At 60.9% G+C, this 16,018-nt stretch carries 14 protein-coding genes and 3 pseudogenes; 8 read left to right on the top strand and 9 right to left on the bottom strand.

Translation table 11 applies throughout. The annotated features are described in order from the left end of the window. Nucleotides 1-143 precede the first annotated feature (143 nt). The 3 genes and pseudogenes from ACT3UE_RS08710 (at nucleotide 144) to istB (ending at nucleotide 4,325) form a co-directional block, all read left to right on the top strand. A pseudogene (locus tag ACT3UE_RS08710) lies at nucleotides 144-1,681 on the top strand (IS21 family transposase). Further along, nucleotides 1,566-2,435, top strand: coding sequence for an ATP-binding protein (locus tag ACT3UE_RS08705; RefSeq protein WP_444566580.1), 870 nt, complete (start codon nucleotides 1,566-1,568; stop codon nucleotides 2,433-2,435). The pseudogene ACT3UE_RS08710 and the gene ACT3UE_RS08705 overlap by 116 nt, the downstream one beginning before the upstream one ends. A gap of 1,077 nt (nucleotides 2,436-3,512) precedes the next feature. After that, nucleotides 3,513-4,325, top strand: coding sequence for an IS21-like element helper ATPase IstB (gene istB, locus ACT3UE_RS08700; protein ID WP_444566556.1), 813 nt, complete (start codon nucleotides 3,513-3,515; stop codon nucleotides 4,323-4,325). On the opposite strand, the gene ACT3UE_RS08695 is transcribed toward istB, so the two are convergent. From ACT3UE_RS08695 to ACT3UE_RS08670, 6 genes are all read right to left on the bottom strand, one after another. Continuing rightward, nucleotides 4,315-4,449, bottom strand: a complete 135-nt coding sequence (locus tag ACT3UE_RS08695) for a hypothetical protein (RefSeq protein WP_444566555.1) — start codon at nucleotides 4,447-4,449, stop codon at nucleotides 4,315-4,317. The genes istB and ACT3UE_RS08695 overlap by 11 nt on opposite strands. A 199-nt stretch (nucleotides 4,450-4,648) precedes the next feature. Next, on the bottom strand, nucleotides 4,649-5,029 hold the full coding sequence (locus tag ACT3UE_RS08690) for a transposase (RefSeq protein ID WP_444566554.1): 381 nt from the start codon (nucleotides 5,027-5,029) through the stop codon (nucleotides 4,649-4,651). Continuing rightward, nucleotides 5,026-5,532, bottom strand: a complete 507-nt coding sequence (locus ACT3UE_RS08685) for an IS110 family transposase (protein ID WP_444566553.1) — start codon at nucleotides 5,530-5,532, stop codon at nucleotides 5,026-5,028. The genes ACT3UE_RS08690 and ACT3UE_RS08685 overlap by 4 nt, the downstream gene beginning before the upstream one ends. Nucleotides 5,533-5,847: 315 nt before the next feature. Continuing rightward, a complete protein-coding gene (locus tag ACT3UE_RS08680; RefSeq protein ID WP_444566552.1) occupies nucleotides 5,848-6,189 on the bottom strand; it encodes a hypothetical protein in 342 nt (113 codons plus the stop codon). 45 nt (nucleotides 6,190-6,234) lie between these two features. Further along, a complete protein-coding gene (locus ACT3UE_RS08675) occupies nucleotides 6,235-6,486 on the bottom strand; it encodes a hypothetical protein (protein ID WP_444566551.1) in 252 nt (83 codons plus the stop codon). A gap of 30 nt (nucleotides 6,487-6,516) precedes the next feature. Next, the gene (locus ACT3UE_RS08670) at nucleotides 6,517-6,783 is read right to left on the bottom strand and encodes a hypothetical protein (protein WP_444566550.1); all 267 of its coding nucleotides are present in this window, start codon (nucleotides 6,781-6,783) and stop codon (nucleotides 6,517-6,519) included. Between the two features lie 509 nt (nucleotides 6,784-7,292). Here ACT3UE_RS08670 and ACT3UE_RS08665 point away from each other — a divergent pair. Further along, nucleotides 7,293-9,173 (top strand): glycosyltransferase, encoded by a 1,881-nt coding sequence (locus ACT3UE_RS08665; RefSeq protein WP_444566549.1) that lies wholly within the window; start codon nucleotides 7,293-7,295, stop codon nucleotides 9,171-9,173. 440 nt (nucleotides 9,174-9,613) lie between these two features. Further along, nucleotides 9,614-10,264 carry a hypothetical protein gene (locus tag ACT3UE_RS08660; RefSeq protein ID WP_444566548.1) on the top strand — a complete coding sequence of 217 codons (651 nt, stop codon included), beginning with the start codon at nucleotides 9,614-9,616 and terminating at the stop codon, nucleotides 10,262-10,264. Nucleotides 10,265-10,302: 38 nt separating this feature from the next. Here ACT3UE_RS08660 and ACT3UE_RS08655 read toward each other — a convergent pair. Both ACT3UE_RS08655 and istA read right to left on the bottom strand, forming a co-directional pair. Then, nucleotides 10,303-11,052: pseudogene (locus ACT3UE_RS08655) on the bottom strand (ATP-binding protein). Then, nucleotides 11,049-12,607 (bottom strand): annotated as a pseudogene (gene istA, locus ACT3UE_RS08650) (IS21 family transposase). The pseudogenes ACT3UE_RS08655 and istA overlap by 4 nt, the downstream one beginning before the upstream one ends. A 205-nt stretch (nucleotides 12,608-12,812) precedes the next feature. On the opposite strand from istA, the gene ACT3UE_RS08645 reads away from it, so the two are divergent. The 3 genes from ACT3UE_RS08645 to ACT3UE_RS08635 all read left to right on the top strand — a co-directional run bounded on the left by ACT3UE_RS08645 (nucleotide 12,813) and on the right by ACT3UE_RS08635 (nucleotide 14,410). After that, nucleotides 12,813-13,214: a hypothetical protein gene (locus tag ACT3UE_RS08645; protein ID WP_444566547.1), complete on the top strand. Its 402-nt coding sequence runs from the start codon at nucleotides 12,813-12,815 to the stop codon at nucleotides 13,212-13,214. A gap of 12 nt (nucleotides 13,215-13,226) precedes the next feature. Next, the gene (locus ACT3UE_RS08640) at nucleotides 13,227-14,105 is read left to right on the top strand and encodes a Mu transposase domain-containing protein (RefSeq protein ID WP_444566546.1); all 879 of its coding nucleotides are present in this window, start codon (nucleotides 13,227-13,229) and stop codon (nucleotides 14,103-14,105) included. 164 nt (nucleotides 14,106-14,269) lie between these two features. Further along, nucleotides 14,270-14,410, top strand: a complete 141-nt coding sequence (locus ACT3UE_RS08635; RefSeq protein ID WP_444566545.1) for a hypothetical protein — start codon at nucleotides 14,270-14,272, stop codon at nucleotides 14,408-14,410. Nucleotides 14,411-14,550: 140 nt separating this feature from the next. On the opposite strand, the gene ACT3UE_RS08630 is transcribed toward ACT3UE_RS08635, so the two are convergent. Then, the gene (locus ACT3UE_RS08630; protein WP_444566544.1) at nucleotides 14,551-15,750 is read right to left on the bottom strand and encodes an IS110 family transposase; all 1,200 of its coding nucleotides are present in this window, start codon (nucleotides 15,748-15,750) and stop codon (nucleotides 14,551-14,553) included. Nucleotides 15,751-16,018 lie beyond the last annotated feature (268 nt).

Genomic DNA, 16,018 nt, shown 5'->3' with positions numbered 1-16,018 from the left:
GGATATGGCCAGTGGAATTGCCCATTGGCGGCCATCAAGTTTGTCCGCATTGTTCACTTCCCCGCCATGAACGCGGCGGTAACCTCCCCCTGCTGTTGGATAACGGTGTCGAATCAAATCCGCCGAACAGGAAGAGGCCCACTATGAAGGATGCCTTAGAAACCATGGAAATACTTGCTGCCTACGACCTGACAGAGTCCCTACGCGGCGCCGCCGACCTGGCCGGCTGCTCTTCCACCACACCGTCGCGGCGAAGATCCGCGACCGCTACGACGGACGTTCACCCGGCTCCGGGACCGACCACGGACGGGTCACCGACCCGTGGCTGGAAAAGATCGAGGAATGGGTTGACAAAAGCAACGGGCGCATCCGCCTCGATACGGCCCACCTCAAACTCACCACGATGGGATACCAGGGCTCGGAACGCTCCACCCGCCACGTCGTGGGCGACCTGAAGCCCGCCTACCGGGCCGGCTGCCGACGGGTGCACCGGCCCTGGACCACCGAACCAGGGGCCTGGCTCCACTACGACTTCGGGGATGGCCCGGTCATCGACGAAGCCAAGACGGTTCTGTTCATCGCCTGGCTGGCATGGTCTAGGTTCGGGATCTTCATCGCGTTGCGTGACCGCACCGCACCGAGGGTGTTCGCCGCCTTGTACCGCAGCTTCCGGCTCATCGGCGGTGTGCCGACCTACGTGTTGACCGACAATGAGAAGACCGTGACCACGATGCACATGACCGGGCTACCGGTCCGCAACCAACCCACGTTGGACTTCGCCGCCCACTACTTCGTCGAGGTCCTCACCTGTCAGCCCGCAGGCCCCGCCTCGAAGGGCGGGGTGAAAAACGCCGTGAAGGTCGCCAAGGCCGACCTGGTGCCCAAGGAGACGAACCTGCTGACCGAATACGCGTCGTTCGCCGAGCTCGAGGCCGCGTGCGCCGCTTTCATGGACATGGTCAACAAACGGGAGCACCGCACCATCTGCCGCAGACCATTCGATGCCCTGGCCGGTGAGCGCCCGGACCTGCACCCGGTCCCGGCCACCGCCTACACCATCGCGCACGCGATCGGGCGCAAGGTCCCGGTCAACACGCCCATGGCGACGTTCGAAAACGCGCAGTACTCGGTGCCCTCCGAACTGCTCGGCGCAGAGGTCTTTGTCCTCCTGTACGGAACCGGGGACCAAGGCGGTGGTGGTGATCGTCCACGTAGGCGACGAAGGACCCGTCGAGGTCGCCCGCCACCGGCAGGCCCTGCCTGTTCTCCGTCGATCATCGACGCGCACTTCCCCGACCACGACCCGGCCAAGGTCCCCGGCGACTACGCGATCGTGCTGGGCTCGGCGGCGGAGGCCGAGTTCCGGGGTATCGGCGCCAGTGCCCGGTCCTGGCTCCCGGAGGCCGCCGCGGCCGGGACCGTGCAGATCCGAAAGAAGATGGACGAGGAAGTTATGCTGCCCAAGATCGCCGGGAGTGGGGAGGTCGACAAGACCCTTGGCGTCGCCGCCGTGCACCACAGCTTCGCCCACGGCCACCTGGCGTCGCTGCTCAACGCCGCAGGGCATCAGAGCGGCCAGCACGCGGCAACCGAGGACAAATCGTTTACGCAGGGAACCAGCGGGTGGGCCGGCCTCGGCACCAATCCAGCAGGCGCCACGGGGGCGCAGGAAAGACGATGAGCATCACCATGCCCAACACCACCGCCCTTGCCCTGCCATCGGATCTGGAGGCGCTGATGCGCAAACTGAAGATGCCCCACGCCCGCGCGATCGCCCCGAGATCCTGGCCACTGCTCACGCCCAACGATGGGCACCGGTCGAGACCATCAAGACCCTGCTCACCGAGGAGACCGCCAGTCGGGCCCGCTCCATGCTCGCCACCCGTCGCAAGGCCGCTGGATTCCCCACCGGGAAGACCTTCCAGACCTGGTACGAGGCAGCATCGTCCATACCGGCACCGACCCAGCGGGCCCTGCAGACCCTGGAATGGATCCACCGCAAGGAGAATCTCGTGCTCTGCGGTCCTTCCGGGACCGGGAAGACGTTCTTCCTCGAGGCACTGGGAAAGCGAGCCATCGAGGAAGGGATGCGCGTGGCGTGGTTCACCCTAGAGGACCTGGGCACCCTGGTCCGATCCCATCGCGCCGATGACACTATCACTCGGGCCGTGGCCAGAATCCTGCGCTCGGATTTGGTGCTCATCGATGACATCTGGCTGCTCGCTCTGGCCAGCGATGCCGCCGAGGGCCTCTGCAGGGTGGTGGATGCCGCCTACGAAAAACGCTCCATCGCGGTCTCCTCGAACCTCCGCCCGGCAGGCTTCGATGAGCTGAGGCCCAAGACGCTGACCGCCGCGACTGTGGACCGGCTACTGCACCACGCACATGTCTGCCAGACCACCGGCGACTCGGTGTGTGTGATCGACTGTTTGTAGGCCAGTTCGGCAAGGAAAACCTGCCAACTTAGTGGCAGGAAAGGGAGTCATGCCACTGGACTAAACCGAGTCGGCGGCCAGCCACGAAAATCCTGCCACGCGGGCAAACCATCTGGCCGCCACCGCGCATTTTTACTGGCCATCAGCGGGAAGGAATGGTGGCCGCCAGCGGGCAGTTCCTAATGGCGACTGACACTGGTGGGGTCGCTGCCGCATTCGGGCGAATGGAGGGCCGTGCTGGCCCCGTCCGTGGAACAGCCGCATCTGTTCGAAGCGATGATCACCGCCGTAGGCCTGCTGGGAGGGACAACAAAGATCTGGCGGTTTGATCGGATGTCCACGGTCTATAACGTCTCGAGCGGGGATGTGAACACCGTGTTCGCTGGTTTCGCCAAGCACTACGGAGTCCAGCTCGCGCTCTGCTCACCGCGTTCGGGTCACCGAAAGGAAGTGGTGGAAAAGAACACCCACACCGCGGCCCAACGCTGGTGGCGGACCCTGCCAGACGAAACAACCTTCGAACTGGACAGACATCCGTGGCAGCATTTGCCACCTCTCAGGACGTACGCCAACGACGGGCTCTCCAGGCCAAGAGCACCACTACCGCGATGGCCGCCGGTGAAGTTCTGGCTGCTTTGCCGGCACCATATCCGGCGACCATCTCCGAGAGTCGTACCGCCTCAGGGCAAGCACTGGTCTCCTGGCGGGGAAACCGATATTTCGTTCCACCGGAACTCGCCGCCGCGAAAGTAGTGGTCAGGTCAGCCACCGGCTGGGGACCACCGTCGTGGAAATTGCGCCCCCCAGCGTGAGGGTTCTGGCCAGGCACCGGCGCACGGCCGACGGGACCGGTGCCATCATCCGCGACGTCGGCCAGATCATCGTCCTGGACCAAGCAGCCATGGCAGGGGCGAACACCGCACGTCCACATCGGCGCAAGGAACGTATCCCTCCGGGACCTGAAGCCGTGGCTAACGCGCACCTCCTGCTTGGCGAGGACGGATCCTCGCCCCGATGCCACCATCATCCCCTTGGCGGCCTACGAGCGTGCCGCGGCTGAAAGGACCCACACCGGCCATGACTGCCCACGCATCCACCTACCAACAGCTCCGCTCCCACCTCGGGGTGCTCAAACTCGGCACCGCAGCCGAGGCACTGCCTTCGATTCTCGATGAGGGCACAACCGCGGGTTGGTCCAATACCGAGAGCCTGGCCCGGGTCCTGGCCGTTGAGGTCGCCGAAACCGAAGCTAGACGCCTGGCCGGACGACTGCGCTTCGCGAACCTGTCTACCGAGGCAAACATAGACCACTTCGACCTCGACCACGCCAAGGGGATCGATCGGGCACTCCTTGCCGAGTTGGCCACCTGCCGTTGGACCGAGACAGCGACGAACCTACTGCTCATCGGGCCTCCCGGAGTGGGGGAGACGCATCTGGCCGTCGGGTTGGGGCGTGCCGCGGTCGAGGCCGGCTACCGCGTCTATTTCACCTCGGCAGCCGAGTTGGCCGCCAAATGCCACAAAGCCGCCATCGAGGGTCGCTGGTCCACCACGATGTGCTACTTCGCAGGACCGACCCTGCTCGTGATCGACGAACTGGGCTACCTCGCGCTGCCGCAGGAGGCGGCTTCGGCACTGTTTCAGGTCGTGAATCAGCGCTACCTGAAAACGAGCATCGTGATCACGACAAACCGTCCGGTGGGTGCTTGGGGCGAGATCCTAGGCGACTTCACGGTCGCCGCCGCCCTGCTGGACCGGTTGCTACACCGCTCCGTGGTGCTAAACATGGACGGGGAATCCTACCGCCTCAGAGGACACCAACAAGCCGCCGAACAACTGCGCCAAGCCACCCCGGATAATCATGATGCTCCTATGGTTGTCAAGCATTGATCAAGGCCTTTTGCTCGATCCAGTCCCGGAAACGGTTGATCGCTTCATGGTCACGCATTTGCCGTCGTTCGATGGGCTGGATCGTTGTGGGCCAAACACCGAGATCCCTTGCGGCATTGGTCATTGTCAGTCCAAGCTCAATGCGCTGGAGCTGCAGGTCCTTGGTGGGCGGCGCTGATCTTGGGGTTTGTCGTACCCGGTAAATTTCGCGGGCAACATATAAGGCAGCGGATAATCTCCTTTTTACTCTTGCCATCCGCAGTGCGCTTGACCACGTAGTCGCTGGTTCTTCGGTCCTTGGACATGCGCACCAGAAAGATCCGTTAGAGCGAGGCGTTTGCATGGCGGTCGCGGCCTCTGGAGAGCTTGTGACGGCTTGTTTTCCCCGAGAACGCCGGGATCGGTGCGGTGCCGTTCAACGCGGCAAATGCGACCTCGCTGGTCAGCCTCTTTGGGTTGTCTCCCACGGTCATCAGAAGCTGCGACGCGATCACGGCGCCAACCCCATTGACTTCCAGTAGAGCTGGCGCGTGCACGAAGACTACCTGGGAGAGCTCGAGATCGACTTCAGCTATCTCCTGGCTGGGGAACGGGTGTCGGGATCCCATGCGTTTCAGCGTCAGTGTGGTGGCGATACCTGGATCTGCTGGGTTGCCTGTTGGGCGCGTGGGCGTCATGGCCTTTACGTGGGCTTCGCTGATCATGCCACGGAGTTGGCTCTGAGAGTCTCGGGAGCAGCCGTCAGTACGGCGCTAATCTGCGACAGCACTGCAGTGCGGGCCTTCATGGCACTTGTCCGTGCCGTACGTAGGACTCGTAGCGCTTCGACGAACCCGTCGCGCGATTTCGGGGTCGATGTACCCCTTTCTGAGAGTACTGGTTCGGCGGCTTGGTAGGCATCCAACGGATCCGATTTGCCGCGCAGGCGCCGCTCTGCCCGGTTGGGGTGGTTCACCTCCCGGATCGCGAAGCCATGGCCAGCCAGCACATGTGCAAGTACGGCTCCGTAGGACCAGGTTCCCTCGACCCCTACGGCGGTGACGGGACCGAAGCTGGTCAGGTAGGCGGCGATCTCCCGATACCAGGAACCCGCAGCCAGGAACTTACGGCCCCTGAGGTGTTTTCCGTAGTCGGTCATCAGTGCCACGTGGTGCGTGTCGGCGTGCGTGTCGATGCCGGCGTCGTCTCCTATTTTCTCGTTTGTCATGATGGAACCAGTTCCTCCGCAGAGCGGCGGGATGGTTCCGTGTTTGCGGGTCGGGCAGACAAGACGGTAACGGGATTCCTGATCGAGCTCCTATTAGGTCATGTCCGGCTCACCAGCACGGTTCGTGCAGGCCACCAGTCCGGCGGACGGATCATGAGTAGGACAACCACATCGACGTCAGTCAAAATATGAGTCACGCTGGGCTGATGGCCTAATAACATCATGAGCGTCAAGATGCCCGTCTGGATAGATTCGCAGGATCATCTGATTTTGCCCGGATGGCTGGACTGGGTTTGGCGCACTGCTTAGCGGTGGTCAAGGCGAGTAAATCGTCGCAGAGCGCTTGGATCTGTCGTCGGATCGTGGCTGGATTGAAGGGCTTGTTTCCCTCGACGGCTTGGTTTTGACCATTTTGCGGACCGTGTCCGTGGCGGCGAGGGCCCGCTGATACGGCGTGGCCGGGGCGTCGTACTTCTTGCTGATCTTCGCCCCGTTGCGTACCTTCTTGACCAGTTTCTGCTGCGGAGCGAAGTGGTTCGTCAGTAGCCGCTGCAGCTCCCAGATCCTGTTCAGCAGTTCCAGTTCCAGTTCCGCCGACGTGCCGTAGTGATGGTAGCCAACGGTCTGGCGAACGATATGCCAGTTCTTCTGCTCCATGTGGGCCCCGTCGTTCTTGTTCCCTGATCGGGACCTGGTGCAGGTTCATTCCTCCTGCTCGCACCAGCGAAACAGCTCCCAGTTGAAGAATTCACTCCCGTTGTCGTTATCGATTCCAAGGATCGGGAAAGGGAACTTGGCCGTGGCGGACTTGATGGCCGCGAATACCCATTTCTGGGCCTTGTTCCTCACCGAGACGGTCTCGGTCCACCTGTTGGCGATGTTGGCGATGTCAAGGGTGAAGCAGAACTCGCCCTTGGAATTGCCGCCCTCGTGGCCGACCAGGTCGATCTCCACGAAACCGGGCTTGGCTTCGTCCCACTCGGCCTAGGTCCGCATCGGAATGGTGTTCTTCAACAAGGTCCCGGGCTTGGTATGAAAGCGCCATCTCGGATCGAGTTTCGCCCGGCCGGCCTTGAGACGGCGGTCGATGGTTGCCGGTGCGATTTTCAGCAGCAGTGCCGCCGTCGCATCGTCGATCTGAAGCTCCTTGAACCGCAGCAGCCTCGGGACCAGCTCCGGCAGTGCGGCGGCCAGAAGTCGCCCGCAGGGGTTGCCCTGAACGGCCCAGCACGATCGCAGCGCCTCGATCACCGGTTGAGGGTAAAGCGGTGGTCTCGGGGTCCGGGGCTTGACCGGTTTGAGAATCAGCGCCTGGCTCAGTGCTTTGCGTGCGTGGTCCCGGTGCCAACCGGTCAAGGCGCATAGTTCGTCCAGGATGGTCTTTTTGGCTGTCCGGTCTGATCGGGCGTATCGGAGGGCGGTGGTTTTCGTGACTGCTCTGCGTTCGAGTTTGGACTGCTCCATGGCTTAGCGTGCCGAGCCGGTGGACACCGGCTCGGCAGACGTGCCGCTACGCGGGCATCTTTGATGAGTCAACGCGGGCGGTTGACCCCCGTGGAGTACGAAGCAATCATGGACATAGCTGCTCTTGCAGCCTGACACTCAAATTGTCTCCTTTCCTTGCAGCAGTCCCTTTCTACAGAGCCAAATGATCTCGTAGACTCGGAAAACCTTAGGGTAGATTCCAAGCTGTAGTACCGTTGGAGCAAAGCTCTGCGATGTCAACGCATCATTAGCGAATAGTTGTAGTTAGGATCACAATGACCGTGACTATGCCGGCGACGAAATACTTTCTGATTATGTGGAGTATCGCTGAAACATTCGGGGGAATGACCTCGATGTGCATGCGCCGCGCTCGAGCGTTAAGTCAATTGGCAAACGTTCATGCCCCGATTCTTTGTTTCGATATGAACCCAAATCACAAAGAACTTTTTCAATCACTCGTTGATCGCGGCTATCTCAGGGAAGAAATGGAAGTTCTGAATGTCTTTCAGTACTACCGCTCAAAAGATATTCTAAAGCCGAGCAGTGGGCCCGTGTCTCAGCCGAACTTGTCTCAATTGAGAGCTGCGTTCGTTGATCGAGCCGAGATCTCGCACGAGTCGATCCATGATTCTGCAGGACTCCTCTATATGCGGGTAGCACGTAATTCTTCTAACTCGATCGTATATCGCGAGTGTTTTAGACCCGACGGCAGTACCTTCCTTTTAGACGTCAGTACTCTCGACAACGATAATCGGCCCACAAAGAGGAGCGTCTGGCTGCTCGACAAGGAAGAAATGGCCTGTGCACTTTTCCGGAGTGCCAGCGCCTTTTACAGGAATTGGCTCACCGAGCTAGCGGACAACTCGAAGACTACTTTTATTTTCGACGACAAGGAGGCAGCAACCAATCTTCGAACTTTGGAATTGTCGCATGCTGTAAAGCTTGTTGTGATTCATAGCAGTCATGTCGTCGGTTCACGAGACCCAGTCCGAAGCGCTATTGCTCCCAGCCGTGCAAAAATTTTTGACGAATCTTGGCGGTGGGATGGTTTGGTATTCCTGACTGATAGGCAACGTGACGATTACGCTAGTCGATTCGGCTTGACCGATAACTTGTTTGTCGTTCCCAATCCGGCAAGTCCTGCTCCACGTCTTCCGCCGTTTGGCCATAGGAGGGCGAACGTTGGAATCATGATTGGAAGCCTTCTGCCAAACAAGAACTTCAGCATCGCCATCGACATCATTGATCGAGTCCGCGAAACCATCCCTAGTATCCAATTGGAAATATACGGTAAAGGGCCCGCTCAGGCTTCCTTGCAAAATAAGATCGACCGCCTCTCCTTATCGCAAAATGTCAAGCTTTGCGGATATGAACACAACGCGGCTGCAAAGTATGCTACTGCTAGTTTTTCTTTACTCACGAGCAGATACGAGGGATTTCCTCTCACGCTTATTGAGAGTATGGGTTTAGCATGCCCTCCTGTATCCTTCGACATCAAGTATGGGCCCGAGGCAATGATCACTGATTCTAAGAGTGGTTACTTGGTATCCATTGGCGACGTGGACGCTGCAGCACATCGGATTATTGGGCTATGCAGAAGCGAAAAATTGGCTGGGGAGATGGGTCAAACTGCCTGGCAGGAGAGCTACAAATTCAGTGACCAAACCGTTCTGCAAAAATGGTCAAATGTTGTGTCTCAAGCATGGTCTCAAAAGCGGTCTCGCCATACTGAGGGTGATGTTTCGAATACCGTCGCAACCTTGAAGAAGTTTGAGAAGACTCGAATGGGCGATGTGAAACTTGCCGGACAGCTAGCATGGGCGACGGATAAAAACTTCCTGAAGAAGGGGCCTGGAGTATTTAGGCTGCAGTTGGAGAATCGAGCGGAGGGCCCAGCTATCTCAGTCCCCGTGAAAGTTAGTTCCACCGGATCATCAGGACTCGAATTCGACGGGCTGATTACTCAGCGAATGTTGAGTGAAGCAAGTTCTTCGCAAGGAAGCAGTCCACTGACAGAGTTGTATTTGATTGCTGTCTTCGAGAATGTATCCATACGGCGGACTTTGGAGTCTCCATCTATTCAGGCACCCCGCTGGGTGCCGATCACAACGGAGGCCGGTCGTGCGGCGTTTTCAACGTCAGCACAGAGACTTTAGGATTTACATTTTTGCTTTGTGAAGTTTCCTAAAATATATTTTGGTCTTCCGTTTACAAGGTTTGGCATTCATTTAGTGAATAGACTCGACGATAGGAAACCTGTTGAAAGTTCACTGGTTTCACCGTGACGTTTCCAACTGAGTTGGGGCTACGCGACACGGTGCGAGACGACGACAAAAGCTACGCCAATCGCTGCAGGCATTACGTTTCAACCCGCAACTGAATATTCGCTTCAGTGGTGTACACCGCTCATGCCTTCGGGAGCCGCCAGAAAGATTCTGGCTGGGTCCCCGATGGTAGTCCAGTGCCTATCCAATAGCTAGATGGCGACGAGCCTCATGGAAAGTGCCCGCGTAGCCGAAGCCGTGCCTCACATACTTTTGCCCGCGAAACCTTGGCACCATGAAGCATGGAAAGCAGGCTCTCGATGAACGCTCGCGTGGAAATCACCAAGAAATACGCCACCGCGTACCGGCAAGCCACCAAACCAGACAAGGGACGGATCCTAGATACCGTCACCGAGATCACTGGTTGGAACCGCGACCACGCACGCCGACAGCTCGTCAAACGCCTGCACCAGCCGCCGGGGCGGGCTGCAGCGACGGTCGCGGTGATCGATCGGAGGAAGACCAAGGCCCGTAAATATTCCTACGATGCCACCCGCGTACTTCAACATGTCTGGGCTCTCAGCGGTGGGCAATGCGGAAAGTATCTGGCCGCTTCGATGACCGATGTCCTGGACAGCCTCGAGAAGCACGACACCTTGGCCCCGGGGCAGAGTCGATACAGCCACACGGTCAGGGAGGAGCTCGAACATATGAGCGCGGCGACCATTGACAGGTATTTGGCGCCGGCGAAGGCCGGGGTTCCGATCCGTGGCCGGTCAACGACCCGGCCGGGCCAGATCTTGCGTAACTCGATCACGATCCGTAAGACCAGCGATGAAGTCGAGGAAGAGCCCGGGTTTTTCGAAGGCGATACCGTCGCCCATTGCGGGCCGACGCTGCAGGGGCAGTTGAGTATTAGAGGCTTTGAGCCCCACCCGATCGTGCGACTCAGCACCACCGATCGTGCGAGAGAGCACCAGTAACGGTCTGGCATAGCGCCACCGATGCTCTCCGCTACGGATTAGACGCCGCCTAGCGCCGTATGCTCCCGCATGTTGTAGTTGCCAGTTTCGACCCAGACCGTGTTGTGGATGATGCGGTCCATGATTGCGTCCGCATGGACGCCGGAGCCGAGCCGCTGGTGCCAGTCCTTCTGCTGATACTGAGTGCAGAAGACCGTCGACGTCTCGCCCTAACGGCGCTCCATCAACTCCAGCAGCATTCCCCGCATTGATTCCGTCGGCCGGTCCAGCAACCATTCATCAACGACCAAGAGCGTGAAGGCCGCATACTTGCGCAAGAATTTCCCGGCACCGCCGGGAGTGTCCTGAGCGGAGACCCAAGCTTCCTCGAGGTCAGGCATCCGCACGTAATGGGCGCGGATGCGATGCTCGCAGGCACGTTTGGCGATCGCGCATCCCAGAAACGACTTCCCCGATCCGGTGAACCTCCGGAAGACAACGTTCTGCTGCCGGGTCACGAACGAGCAAGTGCCGAGCTGGCTCAGTAGCTGCCGGTTCAGACCGCGCTCGTCAAGGAGATCAATACGGCGCAGGTCCGCGTTTGGATAACGCAACCCAGCCCGTCGAATCAGACCCGCGACCTTGGAATGCGTGAACGTCGAATAGGCATCATCGACAACCAACCTCACCCGCTCTTCGAACGACAGACTGATCGACAGTGTCTCGTCCTGGGTATCGATCGCTTCCAGCAACTCGTCTGCGTTCATCTCGCGGAGCTTGCGTTTGGTCTCCCCATCCAGGCGGCTCAACGGTTCCCTCCGGAGTAGTAGGCGCCGCCGCGGACGTATCCGCCATCATCGCCCTCAGGCTCCAGGGGGACGTGGCCGGTCTTGTCCTGCCCGGTATCGAGGATCGGACGCAGGTGCGCATAGCGCGGAGAGCGGATTGGCCCCTTCAGCGCCAGCGCGCTGGCGGCTTCGACCCGGGCTGGAGAGAAACGCCGCGATAGGCGCAGCACTGCCAGCGCGGGGTCATAACCTGCCTCCTCGATGCTGGCGGATTCGAAGTTCTTCTCGATCACCGTGACGGTCGCCGGTCCCATCCGGGTTGCCCAGTCCTGGATCCGCGCCCGGTCCCAGGCCTGGAAACTGCGCCCTTCGGGAAGGTCGGCCTCATTCGTCGGATACTGATTCACGGTCGTCGCCGGCAGCAGCAGGTGGCTGGTCAGGCGTTCATCACCTCGGTAGATCTCCCCCGTCGTTTCCGTGACACGAAGATCAACATGGCCGCCTATTTGGCTGAAGGGCACGGAGTAGAAGTTCCTTGCCCAGACTACGTGGGCGTTCTTTCCCACCTTGCGCTTATACGTCCAGGTGCTGATCTCGAATGGAACTGCCGGCAGCGGTTGCAGTAGCGGCAGCTCCTCGATGGTGAAAACGCTCCACCGAGACCCTTCCCGTTTCTGGAACGGTTGGCGGTTATAGGCGTCGATTTGCTCCCGGATCCGTCCGCGCAACTGCGCCAAAGAAGTGAACTGTTCGTGCCTGAACCCGGCGATGACCCAGGTCGCGATGTGGAAGACCGTGTTCTCGACGCTTGCCTTGTCCTTTGGCCTGCGCACTCTGCCTGGCAGCACGGCGGCAGAATAGTGCGCGGCCATCTCACGGTAGGCGTCGTTGAGAATGACCTCTCCCTCGCGGGGGTGGGAGATCACCCCGGTCTTCAGGTTGTCGTCGGGCACCAGACGCGGGACGCTGCCGCCGAAGAAGGTGAACATCGCCACATGGGCCCGCAGCCACGACTGCTGCCGCATATCCAGGCTCCCTTCCACGAACGCATACCTACTGAAGGGCAAACAGGCGCCGAATAAATACACCTTCGAAAGCTCACCCGTCGTCGGATCCAGCAGGGCCATCGTGGGCCCGACCAGTCGATCTCGATGCTGCGTCCGGCCTTGTGACCAACCCGGGACGAGGCCCCGCTCAAGGCGGCGTGCTCGCCATAGAGCTGGCAGAACCGGTCATAACTCATCACCGCCTGCCCTGCGCGAGAAGATGCTTCGACATACTCCTGATGCAGCAGCTTCAACGTCACCCCGACCCGTGCCAGCTCGGTGTGCACCCGGGCCCAGTCCGGGTGCTCGAATACGCTCTCGCGGACCCCGCGGCCGGGAAACAACGCCGAATACACCTCGGCCTCCGACAGCTCGGCGACGTCATCCCAACCCAGACCTGCCAGCTCCGCCGCATCGAGGACTGCCTGAATGCTGTGCCTGGATATCCCGTGGGCGGATTCAATTGCCCGTCTCGACAGGCTTTGATTACGCAGCTGCAAAACCAGCTTCGCTTTGATCTTCCGTACCATTACCGGTACTCCTTCCACCACGTGGCCATCACATGGTGGAAGGAGCTTTTCAGGTGGTGTGGCGAGTACGGGTTTCGGGTACTCCCAGTCCGGGTAGGTGGTACTGCTCATTTCGGCTAGGCGGTACCGCTGGGACTTGATCCGTGGTCTCCTGAGGGATCGGGCGGCGCATCCCGCGCTGCCTCTTCGTCGGAGGAGGCCTTTGATGGCCGATTACAGTTCGATCCTGGCTTTGGTGCTCGAGCGCCGAAGCTATAGCGAGATTGTCGAAATCGTGGGTTGCTCACGCCGCGAGGTTTCCGCGGTGAGCCGGGCTGTCAAGGAACGGGGGATCACCGCGGGGCAGGCGGCGGCATTGACCCGGGACGAGTTGGCGGAATCGTTCCCCGATGGCAGGAAGAACGTCTCCGCGGGTTTCGTGCAACCGGACTTCGCCTCCATTGTGAAGTCGATGAAGGCCAAACGGCACTACACCCTCCAGCAGAGCTGGCACCGGTACATCCAGGCACCGGCAGTGCAGGGGAAGAAGTACGGGTATACCCAGTTCTGCCAGCTGTTCAACGACTACGCCGCGGTCAATGACGTGGTGGCGACGCTTCATCATTAACCGGGGCGGGCGATGCTGGTGAACTGGGCCGGGGACACGCTGGCGATCAGCGACGAGATCACCGGGGAGGTCGCCACGGCGTACCTCTTCGTCGCTGTGCTGCCGTATTCGGGGATGGTGTTCTGCCGGGCCTTCACCGACATGAAGCAAGATGCTTGGAACAGCGCCCACGTCCAGGCCTTCGAGGCCTTCGGCGGGACCACCCAGATCGTGGTCCCGGACAACGCGGCGACCGCCACCAACTGGCCCAGCAAGGACGACAGCGCCCGTGTCGTCAATGCCAGGTACCGGCAATTGGCCAAGCACTACGGGTCGGCGGTCGTTCCGGCTCGCCCGAAGCGTCCCCGTCACAAGGCCGCTGCCGAGTCGGCGGTGAACGTGGCCAATAAGAGGATCCTGGGCTACCTGAATGAGGAGCTCTGGAGGACCCTGGTGGAGTTGAATGCCGCCGTCGACGAGCGGGTGGTCGACATCAACGAGCGCATCGAGCGCGCGGACGGCTCGACCAGGGCCGAGCGGTTCACCGTGGAGGAAGCGCACCTGCTGCAACCCCTGCCGGATGATCGATTCGAGTCCGTTGAATGGAAGCAGCTCAAGGCCGCGAAAAACTACCACGTCACCGCGAGTTACCAGCACTATTCGGTTCCCTACGGCTTGGCGGGCCGGATCCTGAAGGTGAGGCTGACGGCGGCGAAGGTCACGGTCTTCGACGGTGAATCCGTGGCCTGCGAACACCCGCGCAAGCACGGGCGCAAGGGTCAGTATTCGACCTTGGCCGAGCACGTGCCCAAGCACCACCAGGACATGGACGGTCTCTGGTCGGCCAAGTGGTTCCTGGACCGGGCCCGGCCGTTCGGTCCCGGCCGTTCGGTCCCGCGACGGTCACGGTGATCGAGGCGATCCTGGTACGCCCGAAGATCGAGGTCCAGGCCTACCTGGACTGCCAGAACATCCTGATGGGGTTGGGGAAGTAAAACAGGCAGCGGCTGGAAGCGGCCTGCCAGCAGGTGCTCAACCAGCACGGGTACCCCAGATACACCACTCTGAAGCGGTTGATGGCCTCGTTGAACAGCGAGGCCCAACGGGTCCAGTCACCGCGGCCCGCGGCCTCGACCACCAAGAAGGCCACCGCCGGTCCCGGCGGACGCGACGATGTGTTCGTCCGTGGCGCCGAATACTACCGCGACGGGCGGTAAGGGGGGGGGTGCCCCTATCTGCTTCGTCAAGGGTCGAGCCGGAAAGACCTGAATAATCGTTGCGAGAATTTTCGGACATGGCGATGCCGGCCGGGTGATTGGGACGGATGCTCCTGGTGCGCGGCGGTGGATTGCGGGTTTCAGGCTGCCAAGGCCACGTGTTTCTGGTAGATGGTTCCGTCGCGGAGCATTGCGAACAGGACGTTGCAGCGTCGTCTGGCCAGGGCGATGAGGGCCTGGTTGTGTTTCTTTCCCTCGGCGCGTTTGCGGTCGTAGTAGGTCCTCGATATCGGGTCGTGCAGCGAGGCGAACGCGGATAGAAACAGGGCCCGTTTGAGGACCTTGTTGCCCTTGCGCGAGGGGTGGTCCCCGCGGATCGAGGTGCCCGAGCGCCACGTGACCGGGGCCAGCCCGGCGTAGGAGGCGAGGTCTCCGGCGGTCTGGAAGTCTTTGCCAACGACCTCGGTGAGGATCCTGGCCTCGGTCCTGACGCCGACCGCCGGTAGGGACGTCAGGAGGATGTGAAGAGGGTGGGCCTCCACGAGTAGCTCGACCTGGGCCAGGACCTCGGTGCGGGCAGTCCGGGTCTGGACCAGCGAACGGGCCAGCTGGGGCAGCACGATGCCGGCCGCGTTGGTACCCGAGACCACGACGGTCTGCTCGTCCAAGGCGGCGAACACCTCGGCGGCCCAGCGCTTCCCGGCCCGTGGGGCGTGCTTGCGCAACAGGGCCTCGACCCTGGCCTTACCGGCCTTGCGCAAGGCTGCAGGATTCGGGTATTTCGCCAACAGCTCGGGCATCGCCTGGTGGTCCAGATGTACGCCGATAACCCGTTCCAAGGCGGGGTGGATCTGGGTCAACAGGCCGCGGATCCGGTTGCTGGTCGCGGTGGCCTGCTTGGCCAGGTCGTCATCGAAACCGCAGAGCATCGCCAGCTCGGCGACCTCTTCGTCTGCGACCTGGATCGAGCGCAGCGTGTGCGGCATGGTGCGGGCGGCTTCGGCGATGATGTACGCGTCGCGCGCATCGGTTTTGGCTTCCCCGGGATGTAAGTCCGCGATGCGGCGCATCGCCAGTCCGGGCAGGTAACCCACCATGATCCCGGCGGCCTGGGCCACCGCGACGGGCAGGGCACCGATGGTCGCGGGCTGGTCCACGACTAACAGTGCCCGGCCATGGCGGGACAGTGAGGTGATGATGGCCTTGAGCTTGGCCTCGTCCTGGGGGAGGGCCTTGTCCAGGAGTTTCTTGCCTGCCCGGTCCAGAGCGAAGGCGTGGTGGTTGGATTTTCCGACGTCGACGCCGATGAAAACATCGACGGTTTCGTGTTCGGGGATCATCGTCTTGCCTTCCTTGGAGCATGGTTTCCAACGGGTGGGACGGTGCTGGTTTGTCCTGCGGCTCCAAGGCTCGGCATCCATGTTACGGTCGATATTGGCGGTGGTTCCCCGTCTGCATCCGGCCCCTATTAGCGATTTCCTAGGTGCCTATCGGACCCCGGTGACAACACCCCCCGGACCATTGAAGACTGGGGGCAGGAATCAATGCCGGGGCCGACAGGCCAGCAACCCCAATACTTGCTCATTTAGGGGCTACAAAAAAGGTAAC

It is taken from the genome of Arthrobacter sp. 179 (genome assembly GCF_052379645.1).
GTDB lineage: Bacteria > Actinomycetota > Actinomycetes > Actinomycetales > Micrococcaceae > Arthrobacter_H.
Note: the sequence above shows the minus strand (reverse complement) of the source record. Positions and strands in the feature narration are given on the sequence as shown.